Source organism: Pseudomonas sp. UMAB-08 (assembly GCF_900095225.1).
Lineage (GTDB): Bacteria > Pseudomonadota > Gammaproteobacteria > Pseudomonadales > Pseudomonadaceae > Aquipseudomonas.
This window is the reverse complement of record NZ_LT607421.1, coordinates 170,781-186,583: the sequence shown is the minus strand read 5'-3', so window position 1 is coordinate 186,583 and position 15,803 is coordinate 170,781. Positions and strand designations below refer to the sequence as shown.

The 15,803-nt window shown below is 59.2% G+C and carries 18 protein-coding genes; 11 read left to right on the top strand and 7 right to left on the bottom strand.

Annotated elements, in window-relative coordinates; translation table 11 throughout:
- The first annotated feature begins 11 nt into the window (after nucleotides 1-11).
- From ribBA to K0F75_RS15405, 8 genes are all read left to right on the top strand, one after another.
- Nucleotides 12-1,103, top strand: coding sequence for a bifunctional 3,4-dihydroxy-2-butanone-4-phosphate synthase/GTP cyclohydrolase II (gene ribBA / locus K0F75_RS15440; RefSeq protein ID WP_219062742.1), 1,092 nt, complete (start codon nucleotides 12-14; stop codon nucleotides 1,101-1,103).
- 132 nt (nucleotides 1,104-1,235) lie between these two features.
- On the top strand, nucleotides 1,236-1,712 hold the full coding sequence (ribE, locus tag K0F75_RS15435) for a 6,7-dimethyl-8-ribityllumazine synthase (RefSeq protein WP_219062741.1): 477 nt from the start codon (nucleotides 1,236-1,238) through the stop codon (nucleotides 1,710-1,712).
- Nucleotides 1,709-2,206, top strand: a complete 498-nt coding sequence (nusB, locus tag K0F75_RS15430; RefSeq protein WP_219062740.1) for a transcription antitermination factor NusB — start codon at nucleotides 1,709-1,711, stop codon at nucleotides 2,204-2,206. The genes ribE and nusB overlap by 4 nt, the downstream gene beginning before the upstream one ends.
- A gap of 72 nt (nucleotides 2,207-2,278) precedes the next feature.
- The gene (thiL, locus tag K0F75_RS15425; RefSeq protein WP_219062738.1) at nucleotides 2,279-3,244 is read left to right on the top strand and encodes a thiamine-phosphate kinase; all 966 of its coding nucleotides are present in this window, start codon (nucleotides 2,279-2,281) and stop codon (nucleotides 3,242-3,244) included.
- The gene (locus K0F75_RS15420; RefSeq protein WP_219062736.1) at nucleotides 3,241-3,744 is read left to right on the top strand and encodes a phosphatidylglycerophosphatase A; all 504 of its coding nucleotides are present in this window, start codon (nucleotides 3,241-3,243) and stop codon (nucleotides 3,742-3,744) included. Before thiL ends, K0F75_RS15420 begins: the two co-directional genes overlap by 4 nt.
- Nucleotides 3,745-3,884: 140 nt before the next feature.
- Nucleotides 3,885-4,502, top strand: a complete 618-nt coding sequence (ribA, locus tag K0F75_RS15415; RefSeq protein WP_219062734.1) for a GTP cyclohydrolase II — start codon at nucleotides 3,885-3,887, stop codon at nucleotides 4,500-4,502.
- Nucleotides 4,499-4,918: an MFS transporter gene (locus K0F75_RS15410; protein ID WP_219062732.1), complete on the top strand. Its 420-nt coding sequence runs from the start codon at nucleotides 4,499-4,501 to the stop codon at nucleotides 4,916-4,918. Before ribA ends, K0F75_RS15410 begins: the two co-directional genes overlap by 4 nt.
- Entirely contained in the window at nucleotides 4,918-5,730 is an 813-nt protein-coding gene (locus K0F75_RS15405; protein ID WP_219062731.1) for a cobalamin-binding protein, read from the top strand. The genes K0F75_RS15410 and K0F75_RS15405 overlap by 1 nt, the downstream gene beginning before the upstream one ends.
- A gap of 128 nt (nucleotides 5,731-5,858) precedes the next feature.
- Here the strand turns inward: K0F75_RS15405 and K0F75_RS15400 are convergent, their stop codons facing one another.
- The 7 genes from K0F75_RS15400 to K0F75_RS15370 form a co-directional block, all read right to left on the bottom strand.
- Complete coding sequence (locus tag K0F75_RS15400; protein ID WP_219062730.1) at nucleotides 5,859-6,245, bottom strand: hypothetical protein; 387 nt, start codon at nucleotides 6,243-6,245, stop codon at nucleotides 5,859-5,861.
- Nucleotides 6,242-7,714, bottom strand: a complete 1,473-nt coding sequence (locus tag K0F75_RS15395; RefSeq protein ID WP_219062728.1) for a hypothetical protein — start codon at nucleotides 7,712-7,714, stop codon at nucleotides 6,242-6,244. The genes K0F75_RS15400 and K0F75_RS15395 overlap by 4 nt, the downstream gene beginning before the upstream one ends.
- Nucleotides 7,711-8,196, bottom strand: a complete 486-nt coding sequence (locus K0F75_RS15390) for an Hcp family type VI secretion system effector (protein WP_219062726.1) — start codon at nucleotides 8,194-8,196, stop codon at nucleotides 7,711-7,713. The genes K0F75_RS15395 and K0F75_RS15390 overlap by 4 nt, the downstream gene beginning before the upstream one ends.
- A gap of 183 nt (nucleotides 8,197-8,379) precedes the next feature.
- Nucleotides 8,380-10,263 (bottom strand): TonB-dependent receptor domain-containing protein, encoded by a 1,884-nt coding sequence (locus K0F75_RS15385; protein ID WP_219062725.1) that lies wholly within the window; start codon nucleotides 10,261-10,263, stop codon nucleotides 8,380-8,382.
- A 70-nt stretch (nucleotides 10,264-10,333) separates the two neighbouring features.
- Entirely contained in the window at nucleotides 10,334-12,241 is a 1,908-nt protein-coding gene (gene dxs, locus K0F75_RS15380) for a 1-deoxy-D-xylulose-5-phosphate synthase (RefSeq protein ID WP_219062724.1), read from the bottom strand.
- A gap of 152 nt (nucleotides 12,242-12,393) precedes the next feature.
- Nucleotides 12,394-13,281: a (2E,6E)-farnesyl diphosphate synthase gene (gene ispA / locus K0F75_RS15375; protein WP_219062723.1), complete on the bottom strand. Its 888-nt coding sequence runs from the start codon at nucleotides 13,279-13,281 to the stop codon at nucleotides 12,394-12,396.
- Nucleotides 13,278-13,520 carry an exodeoxyribonuclease VII small subunit gene (locus K0F75_RS15370; RefSeq protein WP_219062722.1) on the bottom strand — a complete coding sequence of 81 codons (243 nt, stop codon included), beginning with the start codon at nucleotides 13,518-13,520 and terminating at the stop codon, nucleotides 13,278-13,280. Before K0F75_RS15370 ends, ispA begins: the two co-directional genes overlap by 4 nt.
- Nucleotides 13,521-13,734: 214 nt before the next feature.
- Here K0F75_RS15370 and K0F75_RS15365 point away from each other — a divergent pair, with 214 nt between their 5' ends.
- Genes K0F75_RS15365 through K0F75_RS15355 form a run of 3 tightly spaced genes read left to right on the top strand, consistent with a single transcriptional unit; the run spans nucleotide 13,735 to nucleotide 15,800 of the window.
- The gene (locus K0F75_RS15365; protein WP_219062721.1) at nucleotides 13,735-14,727 is read left to right on the top strand and encodes an NAD-dependent epimerase; all 993 of its coding nucleotides are present in this window, start codon (nucleotides 13,735-13,737) and stop codon (nucleotides 14,725-14,727) included.
- A 51-nt stretch (nucleotides 14,728-14,778) separates the two neighbouring features.
- A complete protein-coding gene (locus tag K0F75_RS15360; RefSeq protein ID WP_219062720.1) occupies nucleotides 14,779-15,519 on the top strand; it encodes a glycosyltransferase in 741 nt (246 codons plus the stop codon).
- Complete coding sequence (locus K0F75_RS15355; RefSeq protein WP_219062718.1) at nucleotides 15,519-15,800, top strand: lipid-A-disaccharide synthase N-terminal domain-containing protein; 282 nt, start codon at nucleotides 15,519-15,521, stop codon at nucleotides 15,798-15,800. Before K0F75_RS15360 ends, K0F75_RS15355 begins: the two co-directional genes overlap by 1 nt.
- Nucleotides 15,801-15,803 lie beyond the last annotated feature (3 nt).

Here is a 15,803-nt window from a genome sequence, read left to right as displayed (position 1 = left end):
GGGGGTGCCTTGTGGCGCTCAACAGCATTGAAGAACTGGTTGAAGACATCCGCCTGGGCAAGATGGTCATCCTCATGGATGACGAAGACCGTGAGAACGAAGGCGACCTGATCATGGCCGCCGAGTGCTGCAAAGCCGAGCACATCAACTTCATGGCCAAGCACGCCCGTGGCCTGATCTGCATGCCGATGAGCCGTGAACGCTGCGAAATCCTCAAGCTGCCGTTGATGTCGCCGCGTAATAACTCCGGTTTTGGCACCAAGTTCACCGTCTCCATCGAAGCCGCTACCGGCGTTACCACCGGTATCTCCGCCGCCGACCGTGCCCGCACGGTGCAGGCCGCTGCCGCCAAGGATGCCACCGCCGAGGATATCGTCAGCCCGGGTCATATTTTCCCGCTGATGGCTCAGGCCGGTGGCACCCTCGCGCGTGCCGGCCACACCGAGGCTGCCTGCGACCTGGCGCGCATGGCCGGTTTCGAACCGAGCGGCGTGATCTGCGAAGTGATGAACGACGACGGCACCATGTCCCGTCGCGCCGAACTCGAAACCTTTGCTGCCGAACACGGGATCAAGATCGGTACCATCGCCGACCTGATTCACTACCGGATGATCCACGAACGTACCGTTCAGCGGATTGCCGAGCAGCCTTTGGACAGCGAACTGGGCCAGTTCAATCTGGTGACCTACCGCGATTCGGTCGAAGGTGACGTGCACATGGCGCTGACTCTGGGCAACATCTGCGCCGAAGAGCCAACCCTGGTTCGCGTGCACAACATGGACCCGCTGCGCGACTTGCTGATGGTCAAGCAGCCCGGCCGCTGGAGCCTTCGGGCTGCGATGGTCGCGGTCGCCGAGGCGGGCAGTGGCGTGGTGCTGTTGCTGGGTCACCCGCTCAATGGTGACGTCTTGCTCGCGCATATTCGTGACACTGCCGAAAACGTGCCGGTGAAAACCCCGACCACGTACAGCATCGTCGGTGCGGGTTCGCAGATTCTTCGTGACCTGGGCGTGCGTAAAATGCGCCTGATGAGTTCGCCAATGAAGTTCAATGCGATATCCGGTTTCGATCTGGAAGTTGTAGAATACGTGCCCTCCGAATAAAGACCGGTTGGGCAGTGTGTGAAAACCTGATGGCTTTCACGCTTTCTGCCCGACAGTCTGCAATTGGTGGCCTAAAATCCCTCAAAGCGCGCCGATCGGGCGTGCTTGCTCTTTAAGACGAGACTCACCCGAATGACCCTGAAGACCATCGAAGGTACCTTCATCGCTCCCCAAGGCCGCTACGCCCTGGTGGTTGGCCGTTTCAACAGCTTCGTCGTCGAAAGCCTGGTGAGCGGTGCCGTTGATGCACTGGTTCGCCATGGCGTGAGCGAAAGCGACATCACCATCATCCGCGCGCCGGGTGCCTTCGAAATTCCGCTGGTAGTGCAAAAAGTTGCCCAACGCAGCGAATACGTCGCGATCATCGCCCTGGGCGCTGTGATCCGTGGCGGTACGCCGCACTTCGAATACGTGGCGGGCGAATGCGTCAAAGGCCTGTCTCAGGTTTCCATGGAGTTCGGCGTGCCGGTATGTTTCGGCGTGTTGACGGTTGACACCATCGAGCAAGCCATCGAGCGTTCCGGCACCAAGGCCGGTAACAAAGGCGCCGAAGCTGCGCTGTGCGCGATCGAAATGGTCAGCCTGCTTTCTCAGCTGGAGGCCAAATGATTTCCGACGAAAGCGACCAGTTCAACCCGCGCGACGAAAAAGATCCTGCAGTCGCCAAGAGCAAAAGCGCCAAGCGTCGCGAAGCGCGTCAGCTGGCGACTCAGGCCCTGTATCAGTGGCACATGGCTGGTCATTCGATCAATGAAATCGAGGCGCAGTTTCGCGTCGATAACGATTTCACCAATGTCGATGCCACGTACTTCAGTGAATTGCTGCACGGTGTACCGTCCAACAAGACCGAGATCGATACTGCCCTCGTGCCTTGCCTGGACATCACCCTTGAAGAGCTCGACCCGGTTGAACTGGCGATTTTGCGTCTGTCCACCTATGAGCTGCTCAAGCGCGTCGACGTGCCCTATCGTGTTGTGATCAACGAAGGCATCGAGCTGGCGAAAGTCTACGGCTCCACTGACGGCCACAAATTCGTCAATGGCGTACTGGACAAACTGGCTCCTCGCTTGCGCGAAGCCGAAGTGAAGGCTTTCAAGCGCTAAGAGGCTCTGGATGAGAAGTGCCTGAGCATCGCTCGGTACCTTTCTATTCCAGATCCCCGGCGCCTGCATCCTATGGGTGAGTTCGAGCTGATCCGCAATTTTTTCGCCGCTGCGCCGTGTGCGCAGACGGGTGAGGGAGTCGTATTGGGGATCGGCGACGACTGCGCCTTGCTGGCGGTGCCGCCCGGCGAACAGCTGGCGATTTCTACTGACACCCTGGTTGCCGGGGTGCACTTCCCCGACGCCTGCGATCCCTTTCTGCTGGGTCAGCGTGCCCTCGCGGTGGCTGCCAGCGACCTGGCCGCCATGGGCGCAACCCCACTGGCATTCACCCTCGCCCTGACACTGCCCGACGTCGATCCTGACTGGCTGCAAGCTTTTGCGCATGGTCTGAATCTGATGGCGCAGAGCTGCTCGCTGAGCCTGGTGGGTGGCGACACCACCCGTGGGCCATTGAGCCTGACCATGACCGTGTTCGGACGCGTTCCTGCGGGTCAGGCGCTGACCCGCAGTGGCGCTCGACCGGGTGATCTACTGTGTGTCGGTGGTCCACTGGGCGATGCGGCGGGTGCTTTGCCATTGGTGTTGAACCAGCGCAGTGCCGAGGCCTCTATCGCTCACGCGTTGCTGGCGCAATACTGGTCGCCGCAGCCACAGTTGGCGCTGGGCCTGGCCTTACGGGGCAAGGCCACGGCGGCGCTGGATATTTCCGATGGGTTATTGGCTGATTGCGGGCATATCGCTTTGGCCTCTGGTGTGCGTGTGGTGGTCGAGCGCGATGCGTTGCCGCTGTCAGTCTCGCTCACGACGTTTCTCGGACTGGAAGCGGCTCGGGACGCGGCGCTTGGCGGGGGCGATGACTATGTCCTGGCGTTCACGCTGCCAGCGTCGCAACTGGCCGGGTTGCTCGCCGCCGGATTCTCGGTGCATGTGGTCGGTCGGGTCGTGGCGGGGCAGGGTGTGGTCTTGATCGATGGCGATGGGCAGGACGTCACTCCGTCGACACGGGGCTATCAACATTTTAGGGAGACTCCGTGACAGATCATCCAAAACAGGTCCCTGCGGATCAAGTCCCACCCTCGGTGTGGACCAATCCCTGGCACTTTCTGGCGTTCGGTTTCGGCTCCGGCACGCTGCCCAAGGCGCCCGGTACCTGGGGCTCTCTGGTCGCACTGCCGTTCATTCCTCTGTGGCAGATGCTGCCCGATTGGGGCTATTGGCTGATGCTCGGCATCACCATGCTGTTCGGCTTCTGGCTGTGCGGCAAGGTCGCCGATGACCTGCGTGTGCACGACCATGAAGGCATCGTCTGGGACGAAATGGTCGGGATGTGGATAACCCTTTGGCTTGTACCGGAAGGATGGTACTGGTTGTTGGCGGGTTTTTTGATGTTCCGCTTCTTCGACATCCTCAAGCCGTGGCCGATTCGCTGGATCGATCAAAACGTACACGGCGGCGTGGGAATCATGCTCGACGATGTGCTGGCCGGCGTTTTTGCCTGGCTGGGGATGCAGGGTCTCATGTGGGCATTCGCTTAAACGTGTCAGGCGTCTGCGGGTGACTGATCAAGTCTATCGATCTTGATAGGTGATAATTCAGCCTAAGCGTCTGTCAGAACCTGCTGTTACAATGCTGCCTCTGCGAATCTCCAGTCCTCAATATGATCAGGAGCACAACGGTGCCCGTCGTCTTTGTTGCCGCTTCCAAGCTGCCCACACCTTTTGCGCAATTTACCATGCACGGTTTTCTCGAGCAGGCGACCGGGCGTGAGCACCTCGTACTCAGCCTCGGTGACGTGGCTGATGGCGAGCCAGTTCTGGGCCGATTGCATTCCGAATGCCTGACCGGTGATGCCCTGTTCAGCCAGCGCTGCGACTGCGGCTCGCAACTGGAAGCTGCGTTGCGTGCCATTGCTGCTGAAGGCCGTGGTGTATTGCTGTATCTGCGACAGGAAGGCCGGGGCATTGGTTTGCTGAATAAAATCCGCGCCTATGAATTGCAGGACGGCGGCGCCGACACCGTTGAAGCCAACGAACGTCTGGGCTTCGCCGCCGATCAGCGTGATTACGCGATCTGCCTGCCGATGCTCGAACACATGGGCGTCAAATCCCTGCGCTTGATGACGAACAACCCGCGTAAGGTCAAAGCCTTGACCGACATGGGGATTACCGTTGCCGAGCGCGTGCCGCTGCACACCGGGCATAACCCGCACAACAAAGTGTACCTGGCGACCAAGGCCGGCAAGCTCGGTCACATGATGGGCAACGAGCATCTGGACGAGGTTGATCGCGCGTGACGCGCAGTAATGTGCGTCGTCGGCTGGCGCTTGCCTGGTGGTGGCAGCTGTTCCTGACGCTGGCGCCGCTGGTGGTGGTCAACGGGTTTTTCGGCCGCAACGAAGCCATTATTCCAGTGTTGGCGATGCCGATTTTCATTGCCGGCATCGCATCGATGTTTGTCAGCTTGCGCTTCTTTGGCGCCTACAAGCGCGCCTTGATCGCCACAGAAAAATCCCTGAATAGCCCTGAAGAGCCTGCTGCCTGGATCGAGCTCGCCGCCCGTCGACGCAGCGCGTTTCTTGCTGCCGGCCTGCCTGCGTGGATCTCCGCCTTGGCGGTATTCGTCGGGCTGGAGGCGGTGCCGTTGTTCCTGCTGGCGTTTTCCAGCGTGGTGCTGCTGTACCTCTATCGCATCCCCCGCCAATTGGGCTGATGAACCGGCTCTTCGCTTGCCTGCTGCTGGCGTTCGTCAGTCCGGCACAGGCTGTCGAACGGGTAGTCAGCCTCGCACCATCCCTCACTGAAATCGTTGTCGAACTGGGCGCGAGCGACCTGCTGGTCGGCGTGCTCGATGGCGGCGAACGCCCGGCCGAGGTGGCCGGGCTGCCGTCAGTCGGTCGCTACGGCCAGTTGGAAATGGAGCGTCTGCTCAGCCTCAAGCCTGATTTGCTGTTGCTCTGGCCCGGCAGTGTCGGGGTTGCCCAACGCACGCAATTAAAGCACCTGGGTATCCCGACCTATACCGTCGAACCGCAAAGTCTCGACCAGTTGGCGGCTCAGTTTGAGCAAGTCGCGGCGCAGTTGGGGCGCGCGGAAGCCGGACAACGAATGGCTCAGGCGTTCAGCACCCGGTTGAACACACTGCGTCAGCGTTACCGGCGAGAGGTGCCGTTGCGGGTGTTCTACCAAGTGTGGGATCGCCCGCTGTACACCGTTGGCGGCGGGCAGATCATCAGCGATGCGCTGAAGGTGTGCGGGGGTGAAAACGTATTCGCCGACCTGCCGCTGGCGGCACCGCAGATCAGCCTGGAGTCGGTGCTGCAACGCAATCCAGATGTCATCCTGGCAAGCAGCACCGCACAGCTCGATGCCTGGCGCGTATGGCCGCAAGTCGCGGCCGTTGCTCATGGGCAATTGTTGCAGATTCCGGACAACGGTCTGGAGCGGCCGAGCGGGCAAATGCTCGATGCCATCGAAAAGCTTTGCGAAAGCATGGCGCTCTACACTAACGGAACCAAGCGCTGATCCCCGTAGGCTATCCCGTCCCGTTTTTGTGCCGCAATCGCTGTTGTAGGTTGCTAGCCTAGCCCGTGCCTCGATCTCGACTCGATTAAGCGACCCCGGTTCCGGTGAACAGCCGTATGCCCGAAAGTCTAGACAAGACCGAATTCGTCTACTGCGAAAAGTCCAAACAATACCAATAGAGGCACGCAGCCGCCCCAGTGCAATACAATCAGTTTGCGTTTAAGGTCGGAAGGGAAACTCTTTAAATCCTCAGCGCTAGCCCCTCCATCGCGGAGATAGAGACGAGGGACTGTCATTAGCCCCATTATTGCACCCAGTACAAACAGCCTTCCTCCAGGCCCGCCGTTCTTAAAGGGGGCTCGGATCATAACAGCGGGACAGTTTTTTAAATGGTCCAGCATCAGATCCATCTTGGTGTAGGCGAGATGCAGCGCAATGCCAATCCAAAGGAACACACCTCCAAAACCAATTAAGCCGACACAGAGCATTATTTTGTCAGCGGTACCCAAGCTCATTGAGTGGCCTCGTAAATTCGTTCACCTATCTTTTCACCTGTCTTGCCGAGGAGAGTCCCCGCGACCAAAGAACCGCCTCCGACCACCACAATGCCGCATACAAGCGTTCCTACCCCAACAGTGGGCACGCCGAGAGCAACACAGATAGCGCCAGTCGTACCCGCGGATAAAAGCCCACCCGCGATAACACCCCCCGAGACTCCGCCGATAAAACCTCCGCCTTCGGTGTATTTCACCTTTTCGCAGGCCTCGGTATTGCCCGCTGTGCACACGTCTTGAACCTTCATGTATGAAGCTCCACCGCCGACAGCGATGCCGACCCAGCCGCCGTATTGGACGTACTTGGAGGCCTTGGCCACTGCGGCCAGGCGAGTGGCATAGCCGGGGTTCTGGCCGAATCCGCCCGCTCTTCCTGCGCGATGCACCAGGCTGCGGCTGGAAATACCCAGAGCAGTTTTCAGCTTCGGGTGGTCGGGAAAGCCGATGCTTTTTTTGGTCAGCGAGGTGAGTTGGGTATCGAGTTGGGTAAACAGGTGCTTGCGTTCGGCAAAGAACTCCGCTGAGCGTAGATGCCCATCCCGCTGAAAGGTGCGTTGGTGCAAGGACTCGATGGCCTTCAGCGAGGCTTCCACGCTTTCCAGGTTCTTGCCGAAAACCGCCGTTCCTACGCCGACCGCAGTGGCGCCATGTGTGAGGAAGGATTCGATTTCGTCACGGTGGTGGACCATGAAATCGGCTTCTTCCGGGCTAAGGTCCGCCAGCGCCTCATTCACCCGGCTTGCCGTTGCCATCAGCAGCGCTTCTTCTCGGGTACATCGCGGATTTTCGGGATCGCTTAGCACGATCATCTGCCCCGCTTTTACCTGATCCAACCCAGGGTTAAGGGCCCTGAATTTGGCAATCACGGCCGGGTTGCGTGAGGTGAACAGCTGCGCTTCCAGCTGTTCCGCCTTTGTGCTCTTGGGGACGATGTAGAACCCTGGGTCGTGTAACTCGATTGGCGTTGGCCATTGTTCTCGGGGGGAAAACTTATGCGTTTCGACGGGAGGTGGCGGGGCTGCCGCTTGTGTTGTGTGCTGAGCCTTCTCGTCAGGCGTGTTGAGGTGTTGAGCATGGACAAAGCGCAATAAGCGCTCGGGGTCGGGTTGTAATACGGGTTGGGTGAGTCTGTATGCCGGGATGCGCTTGACCGCATCGCTTATTGCAACGTGGCCGTTGCGTACCACGGCCTGCGCCTGGTTTAACAGGTCGTTCCGTTCTTGCCGCAGCGCCTGTATGCCTTGTTCGGGGGTTTTATGACCGAGCTCGACATCATCGACAATGCGCTTTGCGTAATAGGCCACTTCCCGATTGAAGTGCACACGCGGGATGCCATGACTAAGGTGGCGAGCGCTGAGGCTATGGGCTTGCGCCAGCACTTGGCCGGCGGCTTGGTGGACATCCCAGAGGTCATAACGGTTGGGTTTCATCCCTCTTCGCCCCAAAAGCTATGGCCGCTGGTCCCCGCCAAGTGGTGCCTCCAGGTGATTTCGCGGTAGCGAATAGCGACATGTTCTTGAGGTTCTGCATCGGATTGTAAAATGACATGCGGCATATCAAGCGTCAGGTCAGAAATAATCCCACCACTGATCGACACTGAATAAAATTTTTCCTGCTTCCCCGCGGGAGATACGCGGTAGAAACTGATGGTACCGTTTATTTCTTCTCTGCTTGAGAGCGCTTGAGCAAGTAGTGGCGATGATTTATCAACGTTTTTGGTGATGATAATCGGGTGGTGGGTTGGCCTATCGATATTTCCAATATTGACCATGTTGTGGTTGTAGGACAGCACCATTATTTCGTCGGTATGGCCAGACTGATATTTGTTGCCCATGGACTCTTGGGTTGAACAGCTCGCTGAAATCAGTCCTTGAGTCTTACCTGCCAGGGTCATGTAACCGTGGTTAGCCATACGTGCCAGTCCTTGTCTTCGTCGGCTGGACAGTCTATTGCCAAGGGGGCCAAGCCGGCTGTAGGACGCTTCCGAATATAGTGAAGGAGGAGGGCGCCGCGGAACAACATCAGGCTTATGTTGGTTTTGGTTCCATTGCTCCTCCAAACTTTGAGAGTAAGTTGGCTGAGGGGCGAGTGGTGGCTACAACTCAGGTGTCCAGGTCAGGCTCAGCATCCAGGTGCGGCCTTCTTCGCGATAGCCGTAGTTGTTGCCTTCGAAGTTGTAGAGCGTTCGACTGTAGCGTCTGTCCAGAGCGTTATCGAGTTTCAGTTCCAGTTTGATTTCATCACTCGCCGCCCAACTGCTGCGCAAGCCAAACAGGGCGTAACCGCCGATGGGCTGCTGGTTGTTCTCGTCGTTGTAACTATGGCTGAAGGCTTGCCAGGTGGCGCCCAGACCCAGCCGGTCGAATTGACGATCCACATCCAGGCTGAGCGTGCGCCGGGCACGGCGGTTCAGGGTGTGGCCGGTGTCACGGTCGCGCGGGTCGATAATCGCCAGCCCCAGGCTGCTTTGCCAGCCAAACAGCTCTTGGTGCAGCGCGGCTTCGAAGCCGTTGATGCGTGCCGAGGCGAGGTTTTGCGGGCGGTAGTCGCTGTCCAGCGCAATCGCGTCCTGCAAGTCGGTGCGGTACAGCGACGCTTCCAGGCGGCTGGTCTCGGTCAGGCGGCTGCGCCATTGCAGTTCATAGCTTTTTGAATGCTCGGGCTTCAGGTTGGGGTTGCTGAAGTCGGGGTAGTACAGGTCGTTAAAGGTCGGCGCACGAAACCCTTCGCTGTACGAAAGCAGCACATCGTTGTCGGGATTAATCGGCACCGTCAGCGTGCCGCTCCAGGTGTTCTGTCCGCCGAACTGCTGGTTCTGATCATGACGGAGCCCGAGCTCCGTTGAAAAATGTTCGCTCTGATAACGATGCTGGATAAACGCGGCACGATTCCAGCGGCTGTCTTCATCGAATACCGTGCTGCTGTTGACCCGGTCCTCGTACCAGTCGGCGCCCAGTATCACGCTGTGCCGATCATTGAGCGTCAGGGTGTTCTGCCAGTTGGCCGAGTCCCTGTAGGTATTGAAGACGCTGCGGTCGTCGCTGAGCTTATCGAGGGACGTGTCGCGGTTTTCGCTGTGGCCCAGCTCCAGGCGGGACTTCCAGTGGTCGCTGAGTCGCGCGTCGAAATAGGTACTGACGCTGCTCAGGTCGAACTTGCTGTACGGCTTTTGCCCGACGCTGCTCTGCGTGGCGGGGTCATAGCGGCCGAAGCTGTTGTCGAACTCGGTTTTGCCGCGGTTATCCAGCAGGTTCAGGCCGATCTCGATATCGTCGTCGAGTTGATGGCTGAGGTTCAGGCTCAGCGACTTGTTGCGATAGGCATCGTCATCGCCGTCGCTGGCGAAAGACTCCTGGGAGCGGTTTATTCCGGCGGTTTCATCAAGGCTGACGCCAAGGTTGAAATGCGTCTGCTGATCGCCCCCGGACAGTCCCATGCTGCGCTGCCAGCTATTATTGCTGCCGTAGCCCATCTTCAGCCGTGGCTTCAGTCCCTGCTCAGCGCCACGCCGGGTAAAGATCTGAATCACCCCGCCAATCGCGTCTGCGCCATAGATCACCGAGCGTGAGCCGCGCAGCACTTCCACCCGCTCGATCTGATCGACGCTGAGAAACTGCAGATTGCTGTCAGCCGAGGTGGCATTGGCGATGCGTTGTCCGTCGACCAGTACCAGGCTCTGCGCCGACTTGGTCCCGCGAATGAAAATCCCCGGGAGGCTGCCGCGCCCGCCGCTCGGTGCGACTTGCACGCCGGGCACGCGGCTGAGCAGGTCGTTGACGCTGCCGGGTTGCAGGCGCTCGATGTCTTCACGGGTGAATACGCTGCTCGCGGCGCTGCTGGTACTGCGCTCTTCAACCTGGCGGTTGGCGCTGATCAGCATGTCCGGCAGTTTCAGCGCGGCATCGCGTTCAAGGGTATCGGCCAGCGCGTTCGTGGCGGGCAATAGCGAAAGGGTCAGGGCAAGGCGGCGCAGAGTCATAGAGGTCGCATAAGGCAAAACCGGCGCACGACCCGGGTTAACGAGTGTGCGCCGTTTCAGAGGGGCAGGCTTAGCGTGAAGCCTGTTCGATCAGGTGCAGACGCTGTTCGATCGATGCTTCGATACCCGGCGCATCCAGCCCGCATTCAGCCAGCATTTGCGCAGGCTTGGCGTGCTCGACGTAGCTGTCCGGCAAGCCCAGGTGCAGCACCGACTTGAGGATGTTTTCGCGGGCGAGAAACTCGCTGACCGCCGCCCCCGCGCCGCCCATGATCGCGTTCTCTTCGATCGTTACCAGCAACGCATGACTGGCTGCCATCTCTCGAACCAGCGCTTCATCCAGCGGTTTGACGAAACGCATGTCGACGACCGTGGCATCCAGCGTTTCGGCGACCTTGAGGGCTTCGGCCAGTTGCACGCCAAACACCAGTATCGCGACGTTCTGACCGGTACGACGTACCACGCCTTTGCCGATTTCCAGCGGCTCAAGGCTGCTGTCGATCGGCGCATTCGGGCCGGTGCCGCGTGGGTAACGCACCGCCGCCGGGCCTGAATGCAGGAAACCGGTGCTGAGCATTTTGCGCAGTTCATTCTCGTCGCTGGGGGTCATGACCAGCATGCCGGGAATGCAGCGCAGGTAAGACAGATCGAAGCTGCCAGCGTGGGTCGGACCGTCTTCACCCACCAGACCTGCGCGGTCGATGGCGAACAGCACGTCGAGGTTCTGCACGGCCACGTCATGGATCAACTGGTCGTAGCCGCGTTGCAGGAAGGTGGAGTAGATCGCCACCACCGGCTTGGCGCCTTCGCAGGCCATGCCCGCCGCCAGCGTGACCGCATGCTGTTCGGCGATGGCGACGTCGAAGTAGCGCGCCGGGTAGCGTTCGCTGAACTCGACCAGGTCCGAGCCTTCTTTCATGGCGGGCGTGATGCCGACCAGACGTGAATCGGCTTGCGCCATGTCGCACAGCCATTGACCAAACACACCGGAATACTTCGGCCCGCTGGTTTTTTTCGGGGCAACGGCAGGGGCGTCCAGCGGTTCCAGCTTGGTGATCGCGTGGTAGCCAATCGGGTCTGCTTCCGCCGGGGCGAAACCCTTGCCCTTTTTGGTCACCACGTGCAGGAACTGTGGGCCTTTGAGGTCACGCATGTTGCGCAGCGTCGCGATCAGCGTCGGCAGGTCATGGCCGTCGATCGGGCCGATGTAGTTCCAGCCCAGCTCTTCGAACAAGGTGCCGGGGACCAGCATGCCTTTGGCATATTCTTCGGTGCGACGGGCGATTTCCCACGCGCCGGGCAAGCGCGACAGCACTTTTTTGCTGCCTTCACGCATGCTTGCGTAGGTGCGGCTCGAGAGAATTTTCGCCAGGTAATTCGACAGCCCGCCGACGTTGCGCGAGATCGACATGTCGTTGTCGTTGAGGATCACCAGCATGTCGGCGGCCACTTCCGGCGCATGGTTCAGCGCTTCGAAGGCCATACCGGCGGTCAGTGCGCCGTCACCGATTACGGCGATGGACTTGCGCGAACTGCCTTGCAGGCGGGACGCCAGGGCCATGCCCAGCGCTGCGCTGATTGACGTGCTGGAGTGGCCAACGCCAAAGGTGTCGTACTCGCTCTCGCTGCGGCGCGGGAAGGCTGCGATACCGTCCTTCTGACGCAGGCTGCCCATCCGGTGCCGACGGCCCGTGAGGATTTTGTGTGGATAGGCCTGATGGCCCACGTCCCAGACCAAACGGTCGTCCGGGGTATCGAAGACATAGTGCAGCGCGACTGTCAGCTCGATGACACCCAGGCCGGCACCAAAATGCCCGCCAGTCTGGCCTACGGTGTAGAGCAGCTCCTGGCGCAGTTCATCAGCCAGGGTTTCCAACTCAGCCTCACCCAACCGACGCAAACCGTCTGGCGTTGCCGCGCGGTCGAGCAGGGGCGTAGTGGGGCGCTCGCGGGGAATCTCTTTGAACGTCGTGGGCATCAGGCGAATCGATATAAGTAAAAGAGGCGGCAGTTTACCTGATGCAACGCAAGCTGCCCACGAAGCACGGCAGAGGATGATCAGACAGTGGCTTTAATCTCGTGGATTTTCAGATCTGACGGTTGTCCGTGAGCGCGTTGTTGCGGTGTATTTCAGCTGCGACGCTCAACGATATAACGCGCAAGTTCGCGCAAGGGCTCTGCCGCCGCGTCGAAAGGTCGCAGGGCGTGCAGCGCCTGATCACGCAGCTCCAGGGCATAGCCTTTGGCAGCTTCCAGGCCCAACAGCGACGGATAGGTCGGCTTGTCGCGGGCAATATCGGCGCCCTGGCGTTTGCCGAGGGTGGCGGTATCGCTTTCGACGTCGAGAATGTCGTCCTGCACCTGAAAGGCCAGACCAATGGCCTGTGCATAGACTTGCAGGGCTTTGAGGTCGGCTTTCTCGGCGCGGCCACTGGCCAGGGCGCCGAGTTTTACACTGGCTTCGATCAAGGCACCGGTTTTATGCCGGTGCATGAAGGCCAGGGCGGCCTGGTCGAGCTTGAGGCCCACGGAGCCCAGATCAATGGCCTGACCACCGACCATGCCCGCCGGGCCTGCGGCCAGGGCTAGGGTGCTGACCATGCTTAAGCGGGTTTCGGTGTCTTGCGGCGACAATGCGGAGTCGAGCAGCGCACTGAATGCCAAGCTTTGCAGGCCGTCACCGGCAAGGATCGCGCAGGCTTCATCGAAGGCTTTATGGGTAGTGGGTTGGCCGCGGCGCAGATCGTCGTCGTCCATCGCCGGTAAATCGTCGTGCACCAGCGAGTAAGCGTGGATCAGTTCCACCGCGCAGGCCGCGCCGTTGGCGAGCTCCGGGTTGGCGCCCAAGGCTTCGCAGGCCGCATAAACGAGCAGCGGACGGACACGCTTGCCGCCGTTCATCACGCTGTAGCGCATGGCGGCATACAGGCGGGTCAATTCGAGGCTGGGTGCCTGGAACAGGCCATCTAGAGCCGCATTGACGCGGGCCTGACTGCGGGCCTGATAGGTGGCAATCATTCTGGCTGATCCTCGTCGAAGGGCTCTTCAGCCAGTTCGCCGTCGCGTTCGAGCAGCACTTGCACCTTCTGCTCGGCCTGCGCCAAGGCGCCTTGGCAGTCGCGGGTCAGGCGGATACCTTGTTCGAAGGCGGTCAACGAATCCTCCAACGACAGCTCGCCGTTCTCCAGGCGCTCAACCAGCGTTTGCAGATCAGCGAGGGACTGTTCGAAATCCGGTGCAGCTTTCTTGCGGGCCATGGCGGCTATCTCGGTAGACGTTAAACCGGCGCGACACTAGCAGAGCGGCGGCTTTGGGGCAAATAACAGGCGCGTCCGGGTCTTGGTTGCCGTTTGGTTGACGTGGTCTACACTTCGCGATTGTTGGAGGTGAGGCGATTTTACGACCCGTGCATCCCCTGTAGTCGAGCTTGAAAGTGTCGAGAGCCTGTCTATTTTTACCTGCGAGGGACGCATGACGGTATTGGTTACCGGCGCGGCTGGATTCATTGGCTTCCATACGGCTAAACGTCTTTGCCAACAGGGCCTGAAGGTTGTAGGGATCGACAACCTTAATGATTACTACAGCGTGGAACTCAAGCGTGGACGTCTCGCGCAATTGGCGGCTGTTCCCAACTTCAGTTTCCAGACGCTGGACATTATCAACAAAGCCGCGCTGCTCGAACTTTTTCAGACCCATGGTTTTACCCAGGTCATTCATCTCGCGGCGCAAGCAGGTGTGCGCCATTCGCTGGATAACCCGGATGCCTATGCCGAGTCCAATGTGAGCGGTTTTCTGCATGTGCTCGAAGCGTGTCGGCAGGTCAAACCGAAACATCTCATTTATGCCTCGAGCAGCTCCGTGTATGGCCGCAATGACAAAGTACCGTTTTCCACGGCCGACGCCGTCGATGCCCCGGCTTCGTTTTATGCGGCCACCAAACGTGCCAATGAGTTGATGGCTTACACCTATTCCCATCTCTACGATATTCCAACGACAGGGCTGCGCTTTTTTACCGTGTATGGGCCGTGGGGGCGGCCTGATATGGCGTTGTTCAAATTCACTCATGCGATTTTGAATAGGCAGCCCATTGATATTTATAACAGTGGGCTGATGTCACGCGACTTCACTTATATCGACGACATCGTCGAGGGGATTGTGCGCTTGCGCCCGCCGTCAGCAGAGACCTCTGCTATGGTTGGTGTCACTGGGCCAGCAGCCCCGAACAAGGTTTACAACATTGGACGGGGCGCACCGGTGAAGTTGTTGGACTTTATCGAGTGCCTTGAAGATAAGATCGGAATCAAAGCGCAAAGGAACTATTTGCCTATGCAGCCGGGGGAAGTGTTGCAAACCTGGGCCGATGTGTCGGAGCTTGCACAGTCGATTGATTTTCTCCCGAAGGTAACCATTCAGACAGGGGTGAAGAACTTCGTCGACTGGTACCGGGATTATTTCAAGGTCTAGCTGCTACCGGGTCCAGCCTCACAGCACTTATATAACGATCATGGGTGACCAATGAGCGACAGCGTTTATGTTTCCGTCCTGATTCCGGCAAAGAATGAAGCCAGTAATCTGACCCCTCTTCTGCAAGAGATCCGTAGCGCACTGGTCGGCGAGGACTATGAAGTTATTGTGGTCGATGATGGCAGCACGGATGACACCGTCGCTGAGTTGCGTGCGCTGAAACGTGACGGCTTCCATCAGTTGCGAATCATCCGTCATGCCCGCTCGCTTGGACAAAGCACTTCGATCTATCACGCGGCAACCGTAGCTCGTGGTCACTGGCTCGCGACACTCGATGGCGATGGGCAGAATGATCCGGCGGACATCCCCGGCATGCTCTCATTGGTGCGCGGCAGTGAAGGGCTTGCTGGCGGTATCAAGCTGGTCGCTGGACACCGGGTAAACCGCCGCGATACGGCCAGCAAGCGTTGGGCCTCGCGGTTTGCCAATGGCTTGCGCAGTCGCCTGCTGAAGGATGCGACGCCAGATACCGGTTGCGGTCTCAAAGTGATCGAGCGAGAGGCTTTTCTGCGGTTGCCGTACTTCGATCACATGCACCGCTATATTCCGGCGCTGATTCAACGTCACAAGGGTCGAATGATCGTGCATCCGGTCAATCACCGGCATCGTGTGGCAGGCGTCTCCAAGTACGGAAACATTGACCGGGCGCTGGTCGGTATTCTTGATCTGATGGGCGTCTGGTGGCTGATCAAACGCACGAAACTGGATGCCACGCCGGAGGAGTTGCAGTGATGAACATGAGCCGGGAAGCGCTGTGGTTGGCGGTCGGCTTTATCGGTCAACTGGCTTTTACGGGTCGCTTTGTCTTGCAGTGGCTCTACAGCGAATACAAAAAGCGCAGCGTCATTCCGGTTAGCTTCTGGTACTTGAGCATCATCGGCAGCCTGTTGCTGCTGGCGTATGCAATTTATCGCGCAGACCCGGTATTCATTGTCGGGCAGTCCTTCGGCATCATTGTTTACCTGCGTAACCTGCAGTTGATTGCCCGCCATAAACAGCAGAAGGACGACTAGCCC